This window comes from Mesorhizobium sp. M0848, from assembly GCF_040319805.1.
GTDB lineage: Bacteria > Pseudomonadota > Alphaproteobacteria > Rhizobiales > Rhizobiaceae > Mesorhizobium.
The window spans coordinates 86,250-103,900 of the sequence record NZ_JAMYOM010000009.1 but is presented as its reverse complement, the minus strand read 5'-3'; the positions used below and the strand labels follow the sequence as shown (position 1 = coordinate 103,900).

The 17,651-nt window shown below is 63.6% G+C and carries 20 protein-coding genes; 16 read left to right on the top strand and 4 right to left on the bottom strand.

Annotated elements, in window-relative coordinates:
* The first annotated feature begins 4 nt into the window (after window positions 1-4).
* The 9 genes from NKH95_RS12630 to lpdA all read left to right on the top strand — a co-directional run bounded on the left by NKH95_RS12630 (window position 5) and on the right by lpdA (window position 9,221).
* Entirely contained in the window at window positions 5-376 is a 372-nt protein-coding gene (locus NKH95_RS12630) for a cupin domain-containing protein (RefSeq protein WP_023811285.1), read from the top strand.
* 64 nt (window positions 377-440) lie between these two features.
* Window positions 441-671: a hypothetical protein gene (locus NKH95_RS12625; protein WP_023811284.1), complete on the top strand. Its 231-nt coding sequence runs from the start codon at window positions 441-443 to the stop codon at window positions 669-671.
* A complete protein-coding gene (locus tag NKH95_RS12620; RefSeq protein ID WP_352891678.1) occupies window positions 661-1,080 on the top strand; it encodes a PIN domain-containing protein in 420 nt (139 codons plus the stop codon). Before NKH95_RS12625 ends, NKH95_RS12620 begins: the two co-directional genes overlap by 11 nt.
* 14 nt (window positions 1,081-1,094) lie before the next feature.
* On the top strand, window positions 1,095-1,997 hold the full coding sequence (gene sucD / locus NKH95_RS12615; protein ID WP_023811282.1) for a succinate--CoA ligase subunit alpha: 903 nt from the start codon (window positions 1,095-1,097) through the stop codon (window positions 1,995-1,997).
* Between the two features lie 149 nt (window positions 1,998-2,146).
* The gene (locus NKH95_RS12610; RefSeq protein ID WP_128304263.1) at window positions 2,147-5,134 is read left to right on the top strand and encodes a 2-oxoglutarate dehydrogenase E1 component; all 2,988 of its coding nucleotides are present in this window, start codon (window positions 2,147-2,149) and stop codon (window positions 5,132-5,134) included.
* Between the two features lie 47 nt (window positions 5,135-5,181).
* On the top strand, window positions 5,182-6,462 hold the full coding sequence (odhB, locus tag NKH95_RS12605) for a 2-oxoglutarate dehydrogenase complex dihydrolipoyllysine-residue succinyltransferase (RefSeq protein WP_352891677.1): 1,281 nt from the start codon (window positions 5,182-5,184) through the stop codon (window positions 6,460-6,462).
* 58 nt (window positions 6,463-6,520) lie between these two features.
* The gene (locus NKH95_RS12600; RefSeq protein ID WP_023811279.1) at window positions 6,521-7,039 is read left to right on the top strand and encodes a hypothetical protein; all 519 of its coding nucleotides are present in this window, start codon (window positions 6,521-6,523) and stop codon (window positions 7,037-7,039) included.
* The gene (locus tag NKH95_RS12595) at window positions 7,036-7,791 is read left to right on the top strand and encodes an SDR family oxidoreductase (RefSeq protein WP_127296321.1); all 756 of its coding nucleotides are present in this window, start codon (window positions 7,036-7,038) and stop codon (window positions 7,789-7,791) included. Before NKH95_RS12600 ends, NKH95_RS12595 begins: the two co-directional genes overlap by 4 nt.
* A gap of 23 nt (window positions 7,792-7,814) precedes the next feature.
* Window positions 7,815-9,221: a dihydrolipoyl dehydrogenase gene (lpdA, locus tag NKH95_RS12590; RefSeq protein WP_352612851.1), complete on the top strand. Its 1,407-nt coding sequence runs from the start codon at window positions 7,815-7,817 to the stop codon at window positions 9,219-9,221.
* 114 nt (window positions 9,222-9,335) lie between these two features.
* On the opposite strand, the gene NKH95_RS12585 is transcribed toward lpdA, so the two are convergent.
* The gene (locus NKH95_RS12585) at window positions 9,336-9,680 is read right to left on the bottom strand and encodes a hypothetical protein (protein WP_352793135.1); all 345 of its coding nucleotides are present in this window, start codon (window positions 9,678-9,680) and stop codon (window positions 9,336-9,338) included.
* Window positions 9,681-9,873: 193 nt separating this feature from the next.
* On the opposite strand from NKH95_RS12585, the gene NKH95_RS12580 reads away from it, so the two are divergent.
* The gene (locus NKH95_RS12580; protein WP_352612853.1) at window positions 9,874-10,344 is read left to right on the top strand and encodes a DUF2867 domain-containing protein; all 471 of its coding nucleotides are present in this window, start codon (window positions 9,874-9,876) and stop codon (window positions 10,342-10,344) included.
* A 2-nt stretch (window positions 10,345-10,346) separates the two neighbouring features.
* On the opposite strand, the gene NKH95_RS12575 is transcribed toward NKH95_RS12580, so the two are convergent.
* Together NKH95_RS12575 and NKH95_RS12570 are read right to left on the bottom strand one after the other, a co-directional pair.
* A complete protein-coding gene (locus NKH95_RS12575) occupies window positions 10,347-11,417 on the bottom strand; it encodes a TraB/GumN family protein (RefSeq protein WP_352772753.1) in 1,071 nt (356 codons plus the stop codon).
* 122 nt (window positions 11,418-11,539) lie between these two features.
* Complete coding sequence (locus NKH95_RS12570) at window positions 11,540-12,478, bottom strand: tyrosine recombinase XerC (protein WP_352677512.1); 939 nt, start codon at window positions 12,476-12,478, stop codon at window positions 11,540-11,542.
* A gap of 194 nt (window positions 12,479-12,672) precedes the next feature.
* On the opposite strand from NKH95_RS12570, the gene rimM reads away from it, so the two are divergent.
* Both rimM and trmD read left to right on the top strand, forming a co-directional pair.
* Window positions 12,673-13,272, top strand: a complete 600-nt coding sequence (rimM, locus tag NKH95_RS12565) for a ribosome maturation factor RimM (protein ID WP_023811273.1) — start codon at window positions 12,673-12,675, stop codon at window positions 13,270-13,272.
* Window positions 13,269-13,973 carry a tRNA (guanosine(37)-N1)-methyltransferase TrmD gene (gene trmD, locus NKH95_RS12560; RefSeq protein WP_352612855.1) on the top strand — a complete coding sequence of 235 codons (705 nt, stop codon included), beginning with the start codon at window positions 13,269-13,271 and terminating at the stop codon, window positions 13,971-13,973. The genes rimM and trmD overlap by 4 nt, the downstream gene beginning before the upstream one ends.
* Here trmD and NKH95_RS12555 read toward each other — a convergent pair.
* Entirely contained in the window at window positions 13,955-14,707 is a 753-nt protein-coding gene (locus NKH95_RS12555) for a sulfite exporter TauE/SafE family protein (RefSeq protein WP_352891675.1), read from the bottom strand. The two genes, trmD and NKH95_RS12555, sit on opposite strands and share 19 nt — an antisense overlap.
* 328 nt (window positions 14,708-15,035) lie before the next feature.
* Between NKH95_RS12555 and rplS the strand changes: the two genes are divergently transcribed.
* The 4 genes from rplS (at window position 15,036) to NKH95_RS12535 (ending at window position 17,633) form a co-directional block, all read left to right on the top strand.
* Window positions 15,036-15,584, top strand: coding sequence for a 50S ribosomal protein L19 (gene rplS / locus NKH95_RS12550; RefSeq protein ID WP_023811269.1), 549 nt, complete (start codon window positions 15,036-15,038; stop codon window positions 15,582-15,584).
* A 140-nt stretch (window positions 15,585-15,724) separates the two neighbouring features.
* On the top strand, window positions 15,725-16,159 hold the full coding sequence (locus NKH95_RS12545) for an organic hydroperoxide resistance protein (protein ID WP_023811268.1): 435 nt from the start codon (window positions 15,725-15,727) through the stop codon (window positions 16,157-16,159).
* Window positions 16,156-16,659 (top strand): MarR family winged helix-turn-helix transcriptional regulator, encoded by a 504-nt coding sequence (locus NKH95_RS12540; protein ID WP_023811267.1) that lies wholly within the window; start codon window positions 16,156-16,158, stop codon window positions 16,657-16,659. Before NKH95_RS12545 ends, NKH95_RS12540 begins: the two co-directional genes overlap by 4 nt.
* 176 nt (window positions 16,660-16,835) lie before the next feature.
* Window positions 16,836-17,633 (top strand): transporter substrate-binding domain-containing protein, encoded by a 798-nt coding sequence (locus NKH95_RS12535; RefSeq protein WP_128304255.1) that lies wholly within the window; start codon window positions 16,836-16,838, stop codon window positions 17,631-17,633.
* The last annotated feature ends 18 nt before the right edge of the window (window positions 17,634-17,651 follow it).

The following is a 17,651-nucleotide window of genomic DNA, read 5'->3' as shown; positions in this document are numbered from 1 at the left end:
GCGGATGCCTCCGCGCAAGATAAACCTCGTCGAGGCGGCGGATCGGACCATCACCAAGGTCTTCGATCCGCATATCGCCGGCGACGTCAACGACAGCCAGGCGAAGGTCGCCAAGTTCGGCGAGATGTTCGACTGGCATGCGCATGACAATGAGGACGAAGCCTTCCTCGTGCTGCGCGGGCGTATCGCCATCGATTTCCGCGACGGTCCGGTCGAGCTCGGCGAGGGCGATTTCATCGTCGTACCGCGCGGCGTCGAACACCGGCCGCGCTCGCTGACTGCGGAACCCGTGGTGCTGATGTTCGAGCCGGCAACGACGCTCAACACCGGCAATGCCAAAAGCGACCTCACCGTCGCCGACCTGAAGCGGCTGTAACGAACTTGCGACTGCCACACAGTTACACATATACTGTGTGAAGTAGGCGCAGGAGAAAAGAGAAATGAAGAACATCACTCTGGCAGTCGAAGACGAGGTCTTGGAGCAGGTCAAGCTGACGGCCGCCGAACAGCGAACGACCGTCAACGCCATGGTGCGGGAGTTTTTCTCGGCAGTGGCCGCCAAGCGGTACGCCAAGGACGAGGCACGGCAGGCCCTTCTGCGGCTCGCCCGCGAGGCGGCAGGCGACATGGGTGGCAAGAAATGGAACCGGGAAGCTCTCTATGATCGCTGACTGCTTCCTCGACACGAACATCCTCGTCTATGCCGCCATCGGACACAAGGCCGAGCGCGCGAAGTATGAGCGCGCCGTGGAGTTGATCGCCAAGGAAGACTATTCGACCTCCGCACAGGTGCTGCAGGAGTTCTATGTCAACGTGACCAAGCGAGCTGAGGTCACACTGGCGCCGGCGAAGGCGGCCGAATGGGTCGCCGCGATCTCCATGAAGCCCTGCCAAGATCTGGATAGCGCCGTTGTAATGCGGGGCATCGCGAACGCGCAACGCTACCAGATTTCATATTGGAATGGCGCCATCATCGCCGCCGCCGAGCGCCTTGGCGTCAAGATACTCTACACCGAAGACCTCAACCACGGGCAGTCTTATGGCTCCGTGGTCGCCATGAACCCCTTCCGCAATCACTGATCAGGTCGCAAAAAATGTCCATTCTCGTCGACAAGAACACCAAGGTGCTGGTGCAGGGCCTGACCGGCAAGACCGGCACGTTCCACACCGAACAGGCGCTGGCTTATCACGGCACGAAAATGGTCGGCGGCATCCACCCGAAGAAGGGTGGCGAGACGTGGACCGGCGCGAAGGGCGAGAGCCTGCCGATCTTCGCCACCGTCGCCGAGGGCAAGGAAAAGACCGGCGCCAACGCCTCGGTCGTCTATGTGCCGCCGGCGGGTGCCGCCGAGGCCATCCTGGAAGCGATTGAGGCCGAGATCCCGCTGATCATCTGCATCACCGAAGGTATCCCGGTGATGGACATGATCAAGGTCAAGGCGCGGCTCGACCGCTCGACGTCGCGGCTGATCGGGCCGAACTGCCCGGGCGTGCTGACGCCCAACGAATGCAAGATCGGCATCATGCCCGGAAACATCTTCCGCAAGGGCTCGGTCGGCGTTGTTTCGCGGTCGGGAACGCTTACCTATGAGGCAGTGTTCCAGACCACCAATGTCGGCCTCGGCCAGACCACCGCCGTTGGCATTGGCGGCGACCCCGTCAAGGGCACCGAATTCATCGACGTGCTCGAAATGTTCCTCGCCGATGACGAGACCAAGTCGATCATCATGATCGGCGAGATCGGCGGTTCCGCCGAGGAAGACGCCGCGCAGTTCCTCAAGGACGAAGCCAAGCGTGGCCGAAGCAAGCCGATGGCCGGTTTCATCGCCGGGCGCACGGCGCCGGCCGGCCGCACCATGGGCCATGCGGGCGCGGTCATCTCCGGCGGCAAGGGCGGGGCGGAAGACAAGATCGCGGCGATGGAATCGGCTGGGATAAAAGTATCGCCCTCGCCGGCGCGGCTAGGCACGACGCTGGTCGAGGCGATCAAGGGTTAAGGCAGTAAGGGAGTAGGGCAGTATGGCAGTAGGGGAATAGGAAGAACGGGACGAGCGGCGGCAACCGCCTGCTTTCCCTACTGCCTTACTCCCCTACTGCCCTACTCCCCTCCAAAAACAGGAGACGGAGCCAGGCTCCGCGGACAAAAATGGCAAGACAAGATCAGGCCAACGACCAATTTTCGCTCACCTCATTCCTCTATGGCGGCAACGCCGATTACATCGACGCGCTCTACGCCGCCTATGAGGACGATCCAGCTTCGGTCAATCCCGAATGGCAGGAGTTCTTCGCCGGGCTGAAGGACGATTCCGGCGATGTGCGCAGGAACGCCAAGGGCGCCTCATGGGCCAAGCCCTCCTGGCCGCTGCAGGCGAATGGCGAACTGGTGTCGGCGCTCGACGGCAATTGGGGCATCGTCGAGAAGACGATCGAAAAGAAGGTCAAGGACAAGGCGGTCACCAACGGCGTCGTCCTGTCCGATGCCGACGTGCACCAGGCGACGCGCGATTCGGTGCGCGCCATCATGATGATCCGCGCCTACCGCATGCGCGGCCATCTGCACGCCAATCTCGATCCGCTCGGCATCGCCAAGCCGCTCGAGGATTACAACGAGCTGTCGCCGGAGAACTATGGCTTCACCGAAGCCGACTATGACCGGCCGATCTTCCTCGACAATGTGCTCGGGCTTGAATTCGGCACCATCCGGCAGATGCTGGAAATCCTGACCCGAACCTATTGCTCGACGCTCGGCGTCGAGTTCATGCATATTTCGGACCCCGAGGAAAAGGCCTGGATCCAGGCCCGCATCGAGGGCGCCGACAAGGAGATCACCTTCACCGCCACCGGCAAGAAGGCGATCCTGCAGAAGCTGGTCGAGGCCGAAGGCTTCGAGCAGTTCATCGACGTCAAGTACAAGGGCACCAAGCGCTTCGGCCTCGATGGCAGTGAAGCGCTGATCCCGGCGCTGGAGCAGATCGTCAAGCGCGGCGGCCAGCTCGGCATGAAGGAGATCGTGCTCGGCATGGCGCATCGCGGCCGGCTGAACGTGCTCTCCCAGGTGATGGCCAAGCCGCACCGCGCCATCTTCCACGAGTTCAAGGGCGGCTCGGCCGCACCCGACGAGGTCGAGGGCTCGGGCGACGTCAAGTACCATCTCGGCGCCTCGTCGGACCGCGAGTTCGACGGCAACAAGGTGCATCTGTCCCTGACTGCCAATCCCTCGCATCTGGAAATCGTCGATCCGGTGGTGATGGGCAAGGCGCGCGCCAAGCAGGATTACCTGTTCGGCCGCAGCCGCGAGGAGATCGTGCCGCTGGAAGAGCGCGCCAAGGTGCTGCCGCTCTTGCTGCATGGCGATGCCGCCTTCGCCGGTCAGGGCGTGATCGCCGAGATCCTCGGCCTGTCCGGCCTGCGCGGCCACCGCGTCGCCGGCACGCTGCACTTCATCATCAACAACCAGATCGGTTTCACCACCAACCCGCGCTTCTCGCGCTCGTCGCCCTATCCATCAGACGTGGCCAAGATGATCGAGGCGCCGATCTTCCACGTCAATGGCGACGACCCGGAAGCCGTGGTGCACGCCACCAAGGTGGCGATCGAATTCCGCATGAAGTTCTTCAAGCCTGTTGTGGTCGATATGTTCTGCTATCGCCGCTTCGGCCACAATGAGGGCGACGAGCCGGCCTTCACCCAGCCGATCATGTATCGTAACATCCGCACCCACAAGACGACGGTCCAGATCTATGGCGACCGGCTGATCGCCGAGGGCCATATTAGCCAGGCCGAGCTCGACCAGCTCAAGGCCGACTGGCGGGCGCATCTGGAATCGGAATGGGAAGTCGGCCAGCACTACAAGCCCAACAAGGCCGATTGGCTGGACGGCGCCTGGTCGGGCCTGCGCACCGCCGACAACCAGGACGAACAGCGGCGCGGCAAGACCGCCGTGCCGGTGAAGACGCTGAAGGAAATCGGCAAGAAGCTGACCGAGGTGCCGAAGGATTTCGAGGCGCACAAGACGATCATCCGCTTCCTCGAAAACCGACGTCAGGCGATCGAGTCGGGCGAAGGCATCGACTGGTCGACGGCCGAGGCGCTGGCCTTCGGCGCCATCCTGCTCGACGGCAATCCAATCCGCCTGTCGGGGCAGGATTCCGAACGCGGCACCTTCTCGCAGCGCCATTCCGTGCTCTACGACCAGCGCGACGAGACCCGCTACATCCCGCTCAACAATCTGTCGGCGGCTCAAGCCGGCTACGAAGTCATCAACTCGATGCTGTCGGAAGAGGCGGTGCTGGGCTTCGAATATGGCTACAGCCTGGCCGAGCCGAAGGCGCTGACCTTGTGGGAAGCGCAGTTCGGCGACTTCGCCAACGGTGCCCAGGTGGTGTTCGACCAGTTCATCTCCAGCGGAGAGCGCAAGTGGCTCAGAATGTCGGGCCTCGTCTGCCTGTTGCCGCATGGCTATGAAGGCCAGGGTCCGGAACACTCTTCGGCCCGGCTCGAACGCTTCCTGCAGCTTTGCGCCGAAGACAACATGCAAGTGGCCAACTGCACGACGCCGGCCAACTACTTCCACATATTGCGCCGGCAGCTGAAGCGCGACTTCCGCAAGCCGCTGATCCTGATGACGCCGAAGTCGCTGCTGCGCCATAAGCGGGCAGTGTCGACGCTGCCGGAAATTTCGGGCGAAAGCTCGTTCCACCGGCTTTTGTGGGACGATGCGCAGCTGCTTTCCGGCCAGGCGATCAAGCTGGTCAAGGATTCAAAGATCCGCCGCGTCGTGCTGTGTTCGGGCAAGGTCTATTACGACCTCTATGAGGAGCGCGAGAAGCGCGGCATCAACGACATCTATCTGCTGCGCGTCGAGCAGCTTTATCCGTTCCCGGCAAAGGCGCTGATCACCGAACTGTCGCGGTTCCGAAATGCCGAGATGGTGTGGTGCCAGGAGGAGCCCAAGAACATGGGCGCCTGGTCGTTCATCGACCCGTATCTGGAATGGGTGCTGGCGCATATCGACGCCAAGCATCAGCGGGTGCGCTACACCGGCCGTCCGGCCGCCGCCTCGCCGGCGACCGGACTGATGTCGAAGCATCTCGCCCAGCTCGCCGCCTTGCTCGAAGACGCGCTTGGTGAATAGAGAATATCTGGGCGAACAACAGAACCGAAAGAAAACGGACAGGCACAATGGCTACCGAAATCCGCGTTCCCACTCTCGGCGAATCCGTCACTGAAGCGACCGTCGGCAAATGGTTCAAGAAGGTTGGCGATACAATCGCCGCCGATGAACCGCTGGTCGAGCTCGAGACCGACAAGGTGACGGTGGAGGTGCCTGCCGCCGCCGCCGGCACGCTGGGTGAGATCACCGTCAAGGAAGGTGAGACGGTCGGTGTCGGCGCGCTGCTCGGTTCGATTTCGGCAGGTGGCGCGGCCGCCGCTCCGGCTACCAAGCCGCAGGCGGTGTCGCAGGCCTCGTCGCCGGATGCCGCATCGACCGGCAAGCAGGCCGCGGCCGAGACCGCCAAGATTGCCGGCGACGCCGGCCCGGTCGAACCGCGCACCATGCCGCCGGCACCGGCCGCGGCCAAGCTGATCGCCGAAAGCAATCTCTCGGTCGACCAGATCTCCGGTTCGGGAAAGCGTGGCCAGGTGCTGAAAAGCGACGTGCTCGACGCCATCTCCAAAGGCGCGCCGTCACAGCCGGCAGAGACGCCCAAGGCGGCACCTGCACCGGTTGCCGTGCGCGCGCCATCCTCCGGCGACGACGCCTCGCGCGAGGAGCGCGTGCGCATGACCAAGCTGCGCCAGACCATCGCGCGCCGCCTCAAGGAAGCGCAGTCGACCGCCGCCATGCTGACCACCTTCAACGAGGTCGACATGTCTGCGGTGATGGCGCTGCGCACCAAATACAAAGACGTGTTCGAGAAGAAGCACGGCGTGAAGCTCGGCTTCATGGGCTTCTTCACCAAGGCCGTCACCCACGCGCTGAAGGAAATCCCTTCGGTCAATGCCGAGATCGACGGCACCGACATCATCTTCAAGAACTATGCCCATATCGGCGTCGCCGTCGGCACCGAAAAGGGCCTCGTCGTCCCGGTCGTGCGCAATGCCGACCAGATGTCGATCGCCGAGATCGAGAAGGACATCGGCCGGCTGGGCATCGCCGCCCGCGACGGCAAGCTGTCGGTCGCCGACATGCAAGGCGGGACGTTTACGATTTCCAACGGTGGCGTTTACGGGTCGCTGATGTCGACGCCTATCCTCAACGCGCCGCAGTCGGGCATTCTGGGCATGCACAAGATCCAGGAGCGGCCTGTCGTGGTCGGCGGCCAGATCGTGATCCGGCCGATGATGTACCTGGCACTCAGCTACGATCACCGCATCGTCGACGGTAAGGAAGCGGTGACCTTCCTGGTCCGCGTCAAGGAAAGCCTGGAGGATCCGGAACGGCTGGTACTCGATCTCTGAGGTCTGGTGCTGATCCGGCTGTTGGAATGCGTGCCGGAGGAAGGATCTGCGCGGCAGAATGACGACCCGTTCCCTTAGCCTTTCCAAGGTGCTTTCGATCGCATCGATCGCGGCCGGCATGGTGCTGGCCACCGCCGGCGCCCATGCAGCCTGTCCGATCGAGCTCGCCGTCTATGGCGACGCCCAGAGCGGCAGCGAAATCGATTTCACGCCGACCGGCACCTCGGCGACCGTCACCAACAGCTTCCGCATGATCCTCGACAACAATGTGGTGCTCAACGGTATCGTTATGTGGAACGAAGGCGTGTCGCGGCCGAACGGCGCGCTGATGTACAAATGCCCCGAAGGCGACGTCACCGGCGAGGAGCTTGCTGCCTGCACGCCCTGGCATGGCGTCATCTACACGTCGGATGACAAGGGCAACATCGGACTGCTGCCGGCCGAAGGGGTCGAAGCGCCGAAGACGCTGATCCTGCCGGACCTCGGGCCGGCGTTGCGCCAATCCTCGGCCTATGGCGGCAGCGGGTTTTCGAAAGTGCCGTGGGATGTGTTTGTCTTGAAGGGATGCCAGGAATGAGCGAGGCGAAAAAGGTGCTGCTGGTCACCGGCGGCAGCCGCGGCATTGGCGCCGCGGTCTGCCGGCTAGGATCGAAAGCCGGCTACCGCGTGGCGGTCAACTATGCCTCGAACCAGGCTGCCGCTGACGCAGTGGTCGCCGAGATCAAGGCCGGCGGCGGCGAGGCCTTAGCCGTCAAGGGCGATGTCGGCAGCGAGGCCGATATCGTGGCCATGTTCGAGGCCGTCGACCGCGCCTATGGCCGGCTCGACGCCTTCGTCAACAATGCCGGCATCGTCGACGTCAAGGCGCGTGTCGACGAGATGGACGTCGCGCGGCTGGAGCGCATGATGCGCATCAATGTCGTCGGCTCGTTCCTGTGTGCCCGCGAAGCGGTGAAGCGCATGTCGACCCGTCATGGGGGGGCGGGCGGATCGATCGTCAACATCTCGTCGGCGGCAGCGACATTGGGCTCGCCGGGCGAATTTGTCGACTATGCCGCCTCCAAGGGTGCCATCGACACGTTCACCGTCGGGCTCGCCCGTGAGGTCGCACTGGAAGGCATTCGCGTCAATGCGGTGCGGCCCGGCCTCATCGATACCGAGATCCATGCCTCCGGCGGGCAGCCGGACAGGATAGAGCGGTTCCGCGACCTGCTGCCGATGAAAAGAGCCGGCACGGCTGATGAAGTCGCGGGCGCGGTTCTCTATCTTCTATCCGACGCCGCGTCCTATACGACGGGCGCGATCCTGAATGTAAGCGGCGGCCGCTGAGCGCCAAGCAAAGGGAAACAAACATGGCTTATGACGTCGTTATCATCGGATCGGGACCGGGCGGCTATGTCTGCGCCATCAAGGCGGCGCAGCTCGGGCTCAGCGTTGCGGTGGTCGAGAAGAACGCGACCTTCGGCGGCACCTGCCTCAACATCGGCTGTATTCCGTCGAAGGCGCTGCTCCATGCCTCCGAGATGTTCGCCGAAGCCGGCCATTCCTTCGACGCGCTCGGTATCGAGATACCAGCGCCGAAATTGAACCTGACGAAGATGATGGCGCACAAGGATGCGACGGTGTCGTCGAACGTCAACGGCGTCGCCTTCCTGTTCAAGAAGAACAAGATCGACAGCTTTCGCGGCACCGGCAAGGTGGTCGCGGCCGGCAAGGTCTCGGTGACCGGCGAGGACGGTAGAGTCGAGGAGATCGAGACAAAGAACATCGTCATCGCCACCGGCTCTGATGTCGCCGGCATTCCCGGCGTCAAGGTCGACATCGACGAGAAGGTGATCGTGTCGTCGACCGGCGCTTTGTCGCTGGACAAGGTGCCCGGCCATCTGGTGGTGGTCGGCGGCGGTGTCATCGGCCTCGAGCTCGGCTCGGTGTGGGCGCGGCTCGGCGCCAAAGTCACCGTGGTCGAATTCCTCGACACCATCCTGGGCGGCATGGACGGCGAGGTCTCCAAGCAGTTCCAGCGCTTGCTTTCAAAGCAGGGCTTCGAGTTCAAGCTCGGCGCCAAGGTCACCGGCGTCGCCAAGGCCAAGAAGGGTGCCGCGGTCACCTTCGAGCCGGTCAAGGGCGGCGCCGCCGAGACGATCGAGGCCGATGCCGTGCTGATCGCCACCGGGCGCCGGGCCTATGCCGACAGTCTCGGGCTGAAGGAAGCCGGCGTCGAGGTCGACGAGCGCGGCCGGGTCAAGACCGATGGCCATCTCAAGACCAATGTCCCGGGCATCTATGCCATCGGCGATGTCATCGCCGGGCCGATGCTGGCACACAAGGCCGAGGACGAGGGCGTGGCGGTGGCGGAAACCATTGCCGGCCAGGCCGGCCACGTGAACTATGACGTCATTCCGAGCGTCGTCTACACCAGCCCGGAAATCGCCTCGGTCGGCAAGACCGAGGAAGAGTTGAAGAAGGCCGGCATCGACTACAAGGTCGGAAAGTTCCCGTTCAGCGCCAATGGCCGGGCGCGCGCCATGCTGCACACCGTCGGTTTTGTGAAGATCCTCGCCGACAAGCAAAGCGACCGCGTGCTCGGCGTGCATATTGTCGGCTTCGGCGCAGGCGAGATGATCCACGAGGCGGCGGTGCTGATGGAGTTCGGCGGCTCGTCGGAGGATCTCGCCCGCACCTGCCATGCGCATCCGACGATGTCGGAGGCGATCAAGGAGGCGGCGCTGGCCACGTTCTTCAAGCCCATCCACATCTAAAAGGCCAATGCTTCGTCATCCTAGGGTTAAGCCCGAGGATGACGAAGGCACGGTGACACCACTAACCAAAACGGCCCGCTTTCAGCGGGCCGTTCGTATTTGATATCGAACCGATCAGTTGGCCGGTGCGGCAGGAGCCGGCGCTGGAGCCGGTGCGGGCGCTGGGGCCGGGGCCGGTTCTGCAGGGGCCGGAGCAGGTGCAGGTGCAGGTGCAGGCGCCGGTTCGGCTGGCTTCATCGGTTCTGCCGGTGCGGGCGCGGGGGCCGGTGTGCTGGCCGCCGGCGGCTCGGCGGGTGCCGGGTGCTCACCGCTTCTTCCAAAAACATAATACGCGACAACCGCCAGAATAACGACGACCAGCGCAATCAGCCAGCCACTACCGCCGCCACCACTCTGCTTGATGGTGGTGTTGGTGGTGTTGGGATTGAACGGGTCGTTTGGATTCGGTGCGTTCGCCATAAAAGTGTCCTCCGTGGATGAAAAATATCAATCAACACCATACAACGCGCAATCATTGAACTGGTTTCACGCTAGGGTTGGAAAACGCCAAAAACAAGGACAATCCGCCGTTCCGGAGCCGGAATGGCGTCGTTTCGCCACGCAGCGCGCCAAGTCCGTGCCTGCTATGGTCGATTCAGAGGATTTTGCCGCGATGAATTCCACAGCGCTGATTGTCCCGAACCCCCACGACGCTCTTGCCGGCGCCCAGTTCGCCGACCGCTATGTGCTGGTCACCGAAGGTCTTTCATTGACCGCTCTCGGCGCCGCCGAACGGGCTTTGGGGCAAACGCCGCGCTGGGTTGGAAGGCTCATAGCGCTGCGCAATCTTGCCGTCAGGCCATTCCGGCTGAAGACGGGCCTGGAACCTGCCGTGTTGCCGGGCGGCAAGATCGGGATCTTTCCGCTTATCAGCCAGTCTCCCGGCAAGGTCGTGCTTGGCCTCGACGACCGGCATCTCGATTTCCGTGTCCTGGTCGAAGTCAGGGATCTTGGCGTGGGCCGGCAAGAGGTGGCCGCGACGACGATCGTCAAGACGCACAATTGGCTCGGGCGCGCCTATCTCGCGATCATCATGCCGTTCCACCGGATCGTCGTTCCGGCGATGCTGGCCCAGATCAGATAAGGTCACAGGCCTACAGGCGTGACGGTGTAACCGGCCTTGCGGAAATCCTCGACGAGGCCTTCGGGACCGGGAAGGTGGAGGGCGCCGACCGCCATGAAGACGTTGCCCCTGGCAAGGATCGGTTCGGCATGCTCGACCATCACCTTGTTGCGGCTGGTGATCATGGTTTCCTCGAACACCGCATAGCCCGCGGGGTCGTCCGTGCCATCCGGCATGGCCACGCGAAACAGCGGCCAGAACATGCCGGTGTCGCCGCGCTGGTAGAGCACGATCATGGTTTCGTTGATGTCGTTGATCTTATCGCCGAGCTTCAGCGTGTCGACGAGACCCTTCATGTGAAACGCCAGCGGCAGCGAGGCCATGGCCCGCAGCTGGCTTTCAGCCGTCTCCAATCCTTCCACCGGCTTGCCGGAAGCCTTCGCACCTTGCGCCAGCCTGACATCGAGCACCGGGGCGCCGCCTGACTGGCGGGCCAGCTCGCAGGCCGGCAGTGCCATCATGGCCGAGAGCATCCACGGCTTCATCTTGGCAACCGTTGCCGGAGGAATGCCGCGTGCGTCGAGCGCGGCGTTCATGGCCGCCGCATCGTCGGGCGACAGCAGCGACGCCAGCGTCGTCGAATCAGTGAACATCATCAGGTCCGGCTCCTGGAGCATCGCGACCATCATCTTCTGCTTGTCGAGCACGTCGGTGGTTTCGATGACGATGGTGCCGGCGGCGTCATAGGCTTTCTGCGCGTCGGGAGGCAGCGTGGTGACGCGCGGGTCGGTCATATGCATGGTGCCGAACAGGAAGGACGGCTTCTCGCCGGGCTTCTCCAGCTTCCACAACAGGCCCTTGCCGTTCGGTGTCGCTGCGGCTTCCGCTTCGATCTTGCGGTAGGTCGCCGGATCGTTCTTCTGCAAGGCCGACAGCATGTCGGCGCCGGTGCAGGTCGGGATTCCGGCATGCGCCTTGCCGGCCGCGAACAGCAGCACGGCGAGGAACGACAGGAAGAACAAAACATTGAGCGCGACGAGCAGCTTCAGCGACACGGAAGCTGCACGGTCGGCGATGGCGATGACGCGTTTCATGGTTTTGTCTTCATGTTTGACCATGATCTTTTCCGAAAACCGGGTCCCACTTTTCGGGATCATGGTCAGTCTAGAACCGAAAAGCGGCAAAACGGTTAATTGGTACTGCGAAATTGAAGGGTTCATGCCCGTGGATGGGCTGATTCGTAAATCTCGAGCAGCCTAGCGGTGTCGACGCCGGTGTAGATTTGCGTCGTCGACAGGCTGGCGTGGCCGAGCAGTTCCTGGATGGTGCGCAAATCGCCGCCGCGGCCGAGCAGATGCGTGGCGAAGGAATGGCGCAGCGCATGCGGCGTCGCGGTATCGGGCAGGTTGAGCGCCGAGCGCAGTTTGGCCATGTCGCGCTGGACGATGGCCGGGTTGAGCGGGCCGCCACGGGCGCCGCGAAACAGCAGGCCCTTGGGGTCGAGATGGTAGGGGCAGAGCCGGCGATATTCGGCGATCGCCCTGAGCGCCACCGGCAGCACCGGCACCAGGCGCGTCTTGCCGCCCTTGCCGGTGACGCGCAGCACCGTGTCGTCCGCCGACGCCAGATCGGCGCCCGCCAGACCGAGCGCCTCGGAAATGCGCAGGCCGGAGCCGTAGAGCAGTGTCAGCACAGCGGCGTTGCGGGCCGCGATCCAGGGTTCTTCCGCCAATTGGCCTTCGATGGAAACGATATGCTTGGCGTCGCTCGCCGTCAGCGGCTTGGGCAGCGATTTGGGCTGGCGCGGTGCGCGCAGGGCTGCCGCACCCGCCGCATTGGCAAGGCCGCGCCGCTCGAGGAAACGCAGCAGCGAGCGGATGCCGGCGAGACCTCGGCCGAGCGTGCGGGCACCGGCGCCGGCATTGCGCCGCGCAGCGAGGAAGCCGCGCAGGTCGGCCGGGCGCAGATCGGCGATGTCCGAAATGCCGGGCGAGCCGCCGCAATGGCCGGTGAGGAAATGCAGGAACTGGCGCGTGTCGCGCTCATAGGCTTCCACCGTCTTAGGCGACAGCCGACGTTCTCGCGCCAGCATCTTCAGCCAGCTTTCACGCGCCGCCTGGAGATCGGGTTTAGCCGGGATGAGGAATTCCTGCATGGCGTCTGATCCGGTTCGCCGCCATTTTCTCGCAGGCAGGTTAGAAAGCGGTGAAGAGTCCGTCATTGAAAAGATGGCCGGCTGGGGCTAGGAGATCGTCGATTGGCGGCAAGTCACAAACCTTGGTGATTGGCTGAAATCTGCGCAGTCGCTTCGCGCCTGCTCCGCCCGTGGATGACGAAGGTAAAAGCGCCATGAGCAAGCCCCAGAACCCTGTCCAGATGGCCGTGATCGGCGCCGCCCATGGCATCAAGGGCGAATTGCGGGTGAAGACCTTCACCGGTGAACCGCTGGCGCTGGCCGACTACGGCCCGCTCTACGCCCGTGACGGCCGCGCCTTCCAGATCATCGACATCAGGCCCGCCAACACCGTTGTCGTGGTCCGCTTCAAGGGCGTTGCCGACCGCAACGCGGCCGAGGCGCTGGCCGGCACGGAGCTGTTCGTCGACCGTTCGATGCTGCCGGACGACGGCGAGGAAGACGAGTTCTACCATGCCGACCTCGTCGGCCTCGAAGTCCGCGACGACACGGGTGCCGTGCTTGGCAAGGTGGTCGCGGTGCACAATTTCGGCGGCGGCGACATTCTCGACGTGACGCTGGGCGGGCGCAAGGGCGTGCTGATCCCGTTCACACAGGCTGCCGTGCCACAAGTGTCGATCGCCGAAGGCTTCGTCCGTGTCGACCCGGCGGCGGCCGGACTTGTCGAGGACGAGGATGGCGACGGCCCGCGAGAGGAAGACTTCGATCCGAAGGGCAGGCCGCGCGGACCGAGCGATGCCGGGGGCAACCGGTGAGTTTTTCCGCTTCGGTGCTGACGCTTTACCCCGAGATGTTTCCCGGCGCGGTCGGCCTGTCGTTGGCCGGCCGGGCGCTCGAGGCCGGCACGTGGTCGCTGGAGGCGATCCAGATCCGTGACTTCGCCACCGACCGTCATCGCACCGTCGACGACACGCCAGCCGGCGGCGGCGCCGGCATGGTGATGCGCGCCGACGTGCTGGCGAAAGCCATCGACCACACTTCGCCGGAAGGCGACCTGCGGCCTCGGCTGCTGATGAGCCCGCGCGGCAAGCCGCTGACCCAGGCGCGTGTGCGCGAGCTGGCCGCTGGGCCGGGTGCCGTCATCCTGTGCGGCCGCTTCGAAGGCGTCGACCAGCGGGTGATCGACGCGCGGGGATTGGAGGAGATCTCCATCGGTGACTTCATCCTCTCCGGTGGTGAGCCGGCAGCGCTCGTTCTGCTCGATGCGGTGGTGCGGCTGTTGCCCGGCGTGATGGGCAACGCGGTGTCGGGCGAGGAGGAGAGTTTCGAAAACGGCCTGCTCGAACATCCGCACTACACGCGGCCGCAGGAATTCGAGGGCCGCGAGATTCCCGAGGTGCTGGTCTCGGGCAATCACAAGAAGATCGCCGCCTGGCGGCGAGCGGAGTCAGAGGCGTTGACGAAAGAGCGGCGTCCGGATTTGTTGGGCGCCGCCGCTCAGCCTTTCCAAAAGTAATAGAAAGCCAGAAACAGGCCGACGGCGACGACGAAGCCGCGCACCGCGTTTTGCGGCACGCGCTTGGCGATCCAGACGCCGGCATAGCCGCCGAGCGCGCCGCCCGGGATCATGATGATCGCCTGCGGCCAGGCGACGACGCGGCCCGAGACGAAGACGACGATCGCGACCGCGGCGATGACCATGGCCAGCATGTTCTTCAACGCATTCAGCCGGTGATAGTCGCCGGCTTGGGTGAGGCCGAGCGTCGCCAGCATCATCACGCCCATGCCGGCGCCGAAGAAGCCGCCATAGATGGCGGTGAGAAACTGCGCCAGGAAGCCGGCGAGCGAGCCCACCGCCGCTTCATGGCCGAGCTTCGGCACTGGTTTCAGCCAGGGGCCGGCGGCGAACAGGGCTGTCGCGGCCAAGAGCAGCCACGGCACCAGAGCGCGAAACGAGGGATTGTCGAGCGCCAAAAGGATTAACGCGCCGGCCAGTGCGCCCACGGCCGAGATCAGGCACAGCAGCAGTGCGCCGCGCCAGAAATGCCTGATATCGGCCGAGTAGGCGAGGGTCGAGGTGATGTAGCCTGGAAATTGCGTCACCGAGGAGGTGGCGTTGGCGACGATCGGCGGCAGGCCGACCAACGTCATGGCGCCGAAGGTGATGAAGGTGCCGCCACCGGCGACCGCATTGGCGGCGCCTGACAGAAAGCCCGCCAGAAAGAGCAGGATGGCATCGAAGACAGACATGAATTGCGGCCGCTCAAAACTGTGTTATTTCAGGCTTAGAAAGCCTGAACGACCGGCGCAACCCGGCACGGCAGGATTACGATGGTGCCATGCGAGCAGAAAATGCGCTGCCAAGGCGTGACAAAGCGGCGAAATAGCTGTATGTGCCCGCCCGTACCGGCCAGAAAGAATCTGCCGGACCCGTCAACAATGACGGTGTAGTCGCCCCTGCCTGATGTTTCAAAGACAAATGTCTTGGAGACAAAGGGCATAGCCGAGCGGTCAATGGAACTGCAAGGCGAGTGTCGGACGCTCTGACTGTCGGAAGAACAAGAAGTGGACTTTTGAGATGGATATTCTCCGTCAGCTCGAGGCCGAACAGGCCGCCAAGATCGAAGCCAAGCGCAAGCTTCCCGAATTCCAGCCCGGCGACACCGTGCGCGTCCAGGTCCGCGTGACCGAAGGCACCCGCACCCGCGTCCAGGCCTATGAGGGCGTCGTCATCGCCCGCGCAGGCGCCGGCTTCCAGGAGAACTTCACGGTTCGCAAGATTTCCTACGGTGAAGGCGTCGAGCGCGTGTTCCCGGTCTACTCGCCGATGGTTGAAGGCGTTGAAATCGTTCGCCGCGGCAAGGTGCGTCGCGCCAAGCTCTACTACCTGCGCGATCGTCGCGGCAAATCGGCCCGTATTTCGGAAAACACCGGCGTGCGCGCCCGCAAGCTGAACGACGAGGAGCGCGATGCTCTGAACGCCGAGAAGGCCCGCATCGAGGCCGAGAAGGTGGCAGCCGCCGAGGCTCTGGCCGTCGAGAAGGCCGCTCAGGACGCCGCCGAGAAGAAGGCCGCCGCCGAGGCAGCTGAAGCCGCAAAGGCAGCCGAAGCAGCCACCGCCGAATAAGTTTTTCGGCGAGCAAGTTTGAAAAGGTGGCTTCGGCCGCCTTTTTTCGTTTCCGGGGGCTGGCTGGCGGAAAAGTCGGCGGTTGACTCGATTTACATCGTGTACTAAACAATCGTGCACGATTTAAATGGAGAAATGAAATGCCTGCATTGTATTCTACCCAAGCCCGCGCCGTCGGCGGCCGCGCCGGCCATGTCCAGAGCGATGATGGCTTGCTCAGCCTCGATCTTGCCATGCCCAAGGAGCTTGGCGGCAAAGGTGGCGCCACCAATCCCGAACAGCTTTTCGCCGCCGGCTATGCCGCCTGCTTCGAAAGCGCCATGCGCTTCATCGCCGGCAAGCAGAAACTGCCGCTGCAGGATGCCTCGGTGACGGCAAATGTCAGCCTGCACAGCAATGCGCAGGGCGGATTTGTGCTCGGCGTTTCGCTGGCAGCGGAAACAAAAGGTCTTGATCAGGCGGCGGCGGAAGCGCTTGTATCGGCGGCGCACCAGGTTTGCCCCTATTCCAACGCCATCAAGGGCAACATCGAGGTGGCGCTTTCGGCTAAGGCGCTTCCGGCAAAGGCAGCATGAACACAAAACAGACGGACGATACCACGCAGGCCTCGGCGGATTTCGCCGGGGTGCCGAAACTCGACGACCAAATCTGCTTCGCCCTCTATTCGGCTAGCGGGCTGATGACACGGCTCTACCGGCCGTTGCTCGAACCGCTCGGCCTCACCTATCCGCAATATCTGGCGATGATGGCGCTGTGGGAGCGAGCGCCACGCACGGTGGGTGGGCTCGGCGAGGTGCTGGGTCTCGATTCGGCGACGCTGACACCCCTGCTCAAACGGCTGGAGGCGGGCGGCTTCATCACCCGCCGGCGCGACGCTGCCGACGAGCGCCGGGTGCTGCTGGAGCTGACAGCCAAGGGACAGTCGCTACGCGGGCCCGCCAAAGACGTTGCTGTCCAGATACTCTGCCAATTTCCCCGCCTCAGCGCGGTCGAACTGGATGGCCTGCACCGCATCCTGGCCAAGCTCATTGCTGGGCTGCGCGAGACGGACGCCAAGGCACCGGCGGCTGACTGACCGCCGGCCAAGGCACGGATCTCCCGGAATCTTCCGATCGAGAGCATTGGAATCCGATTTCGCCCCAGGCGACACGGCAGAGCGTCTTGCATGACGCTTGCGGAAAGCTAAAGTCGGCGCCGGATTTTCCTGCAAGCCCGGCCATGCCCGGGTCATCAATTCCCGGGGAGTGTGTCATGACCAAATCGAAACTGCTGCTGGCGGGCCTGCTTGCCCTCGTCCTGGCACCCGTTGCCGCCTTCGCGCAGGCGCTGCCCGACCTCGGCGGCAAGAAGGTGGTGGTTGTGACCGAAAACGCCTATCCGCCGCTGCAGTTCATCGATGCCAAGACCGGCAAACAGATCGGCTGGGAATATGACGCGATGAACGAGATCGCCAAGCGGCTCAATTTCACGGTCGAGTACCAGAACACTTCCTGGGACGCGATGATCCAGGCGGTTTCCGACAACCAGTACAACATCGGCATGACCGGCATCACCATCAAGGACGACCGCAAGGAGAAGGTCGATTTCTCCGACCCCTATATGCGCTCGGAACAGTTCATGCTGGTGCGCGGCGATGAGAGCCGCTTCACCGACGCCAAGACCTTCGGCGCCTTCAAGGACGGGCTGGTCGGCGCGCAGGCCGGCACCACGCCCTTCTACACCGCCGTCTACAGCGTGCTCGACGGCAATGAGCAGAACCCGCGCATCAAACTGTTCGAGACGTTCGGCGCGACCGTGCAGGCACTGAAATCAGGCGACGTCGATGTTGTTTTGACCGATGGCACCGCCGGCAAAGGCTATGTCGACGCCTCCGAGGGCAAATTGAAGCTGATCGGGGGGCCGCTCGGTACCGAGGATTTTGGGTTTATCTTTCCGAAGGGTTCGGACCTGGTGAAGCCGGTCAACGCGGCCATCGCGGCGCTGAAGGCCGACGGCACCCTCGATGCGCTCAACAAGAAATGGTTTCTTGATTACAAGATGGGGCAGTAGTTCGCTGAACCTCACGCA

What these genes read in the sequence shown, in the direction of transcription:
- NKH95_RS12620 (WP_352891678.1), top strand. Translation starts at nt 661, where the DNA reads ATGATCGCTGACTGCTTCCTCGACACGAACATCCTCGTCTATGCCGCC.
- odhB (WP_352891677.1), top strand. Translation starts at nt 5,182, where the DNA reads ATGGCTACCGAAATCCGCGTTCCCACTCTCGGCGAATCCGTCACTGAA.
- NKH95_RS12535 (WP_128304255.1), top strand. Translation starts at nt 16,836, where the DNA reads ATGACCAAATCGAAACTGCTGCTGGCGGGCCTGCTTGCCCTCGTCCTG.
- NKH95_RS12595 (WP_127296321.1), top strand. Translation starts at nt 7,036, where the DNA reads ATGAGCGAGGCGAAAAAGGTGCTGCTGGTCACCGGCGGCAGCCGCGGC.
- rimM (WP_023811273.1), top strand. Translation starts at nt 12,673, where the DNA reads ATGAGCAAGCCCCAGAACCCTGTCCAGATGGCCGTGATCGGCGCCGCC.
- NKH95_RS12540 (WP_023811267.1), top strand. Translation starts at nt 16,156, where the DNA reads ATGAACACAAAACAGACGGACGATACCACGCAGGCCTCGGCGGATTTC.
- sucD (WP_023811282.1), top strand. Translation starts at nt 1,095, where the DNA reads ATGTCCATTCTCGTCGACAAGAACACCAAGGTGCTGGTGCAGGGCCTG.
- NKH95_RS12580 (WP_352612853.1), top strand. Translation starts at nt 9,874, where the DNA reads ATGAATTCCACAGCGCTGATTGTCCCGAACCCCCACGACGCTCTTGCC.
- NKH95_RS12555 (WP_352891675.1), bottom strand. Translation starts at nt 14,707, where the DNA reads ATGTCTGTCTTCGATGCCATCCTGCTCTTTCTGGCGGGCTTTCTGTCA.
- rplS (WP_023811269.1), top strand. Translation starts at nt 15,036, where the DNA reads ATGGATATTCTCCGTCAGCTCGAGGCCGAACAGGCCGCCAAGATCGAA.
- NKH95_RS12585 (WP_352793135.1), bottom strand. Translation starts at nt 9,680, where the DNA reads ATGGCGAACGCACCGAATCCAAACGACCCGTTCAATCCCAACACCACC.
- NKH95_RS12545 (WP_023811268.1), top strand. Translation starts at nt 15,725, where the DNA reads ATGCCTGCATTGTATTCTACCCAAGCCCGCGCCGTCGGCGGCCGCGCC.
- lpdA (WP_352612851.1), top strand. Translation starts at nt 7,815, where the DNA reads ATGGCTTATGACGTCGTTATCATCGGATCGGGACCGGGCGGCTATGTC.
- NKH95_RS12610 (WP_128304263.1), top strand. Translation starts at nt 2,147, where the DNA reads ATGGCAAGACAAGATCAGGCCAACGACCAATTTTCGCTCACCTCATTC.
- NKH95_RS12575 (WP_352772753.1), bottom strand. Translation starts at nt 11,417, where the DNA reads ATGAAACGCGTCATCGCCATCGCCGACCGTGCAGCTTCCGTGTCGCTG.
- NKH95_RS12600 (WP_023811279.1), top strand. Translation starts at nt 6,521, where the DNA reads ATGACGACCCGTTCCCTTAGCCTTTCCAAGGTGCTTTCGATCGCATCG.
- NKH95_RS12570 (WP_352677512.1), bottom strand. Translation starts at nt 12,478, where the DNA reads ATGCAGGAATTCCTCATCCCGGCTAAACCCGATCTCCAGGCGGCGCGT.
- NKH95_RS12630 (WP_023811285.1), top strand. Translation starts at nt 5, where the DNA reads ATGCCTCCGCGCAAGATAAACCTCGTCGAGGCGGCGGATCGGACCATC.
- NKH95_RS12625 (WP_023811284.1), top strand. Translation starts at nt 441, where the DNA reads ATGAAGAACATCACTCTGGCAGTCGAAGACGAGGTCTTGGAGCAGGTC.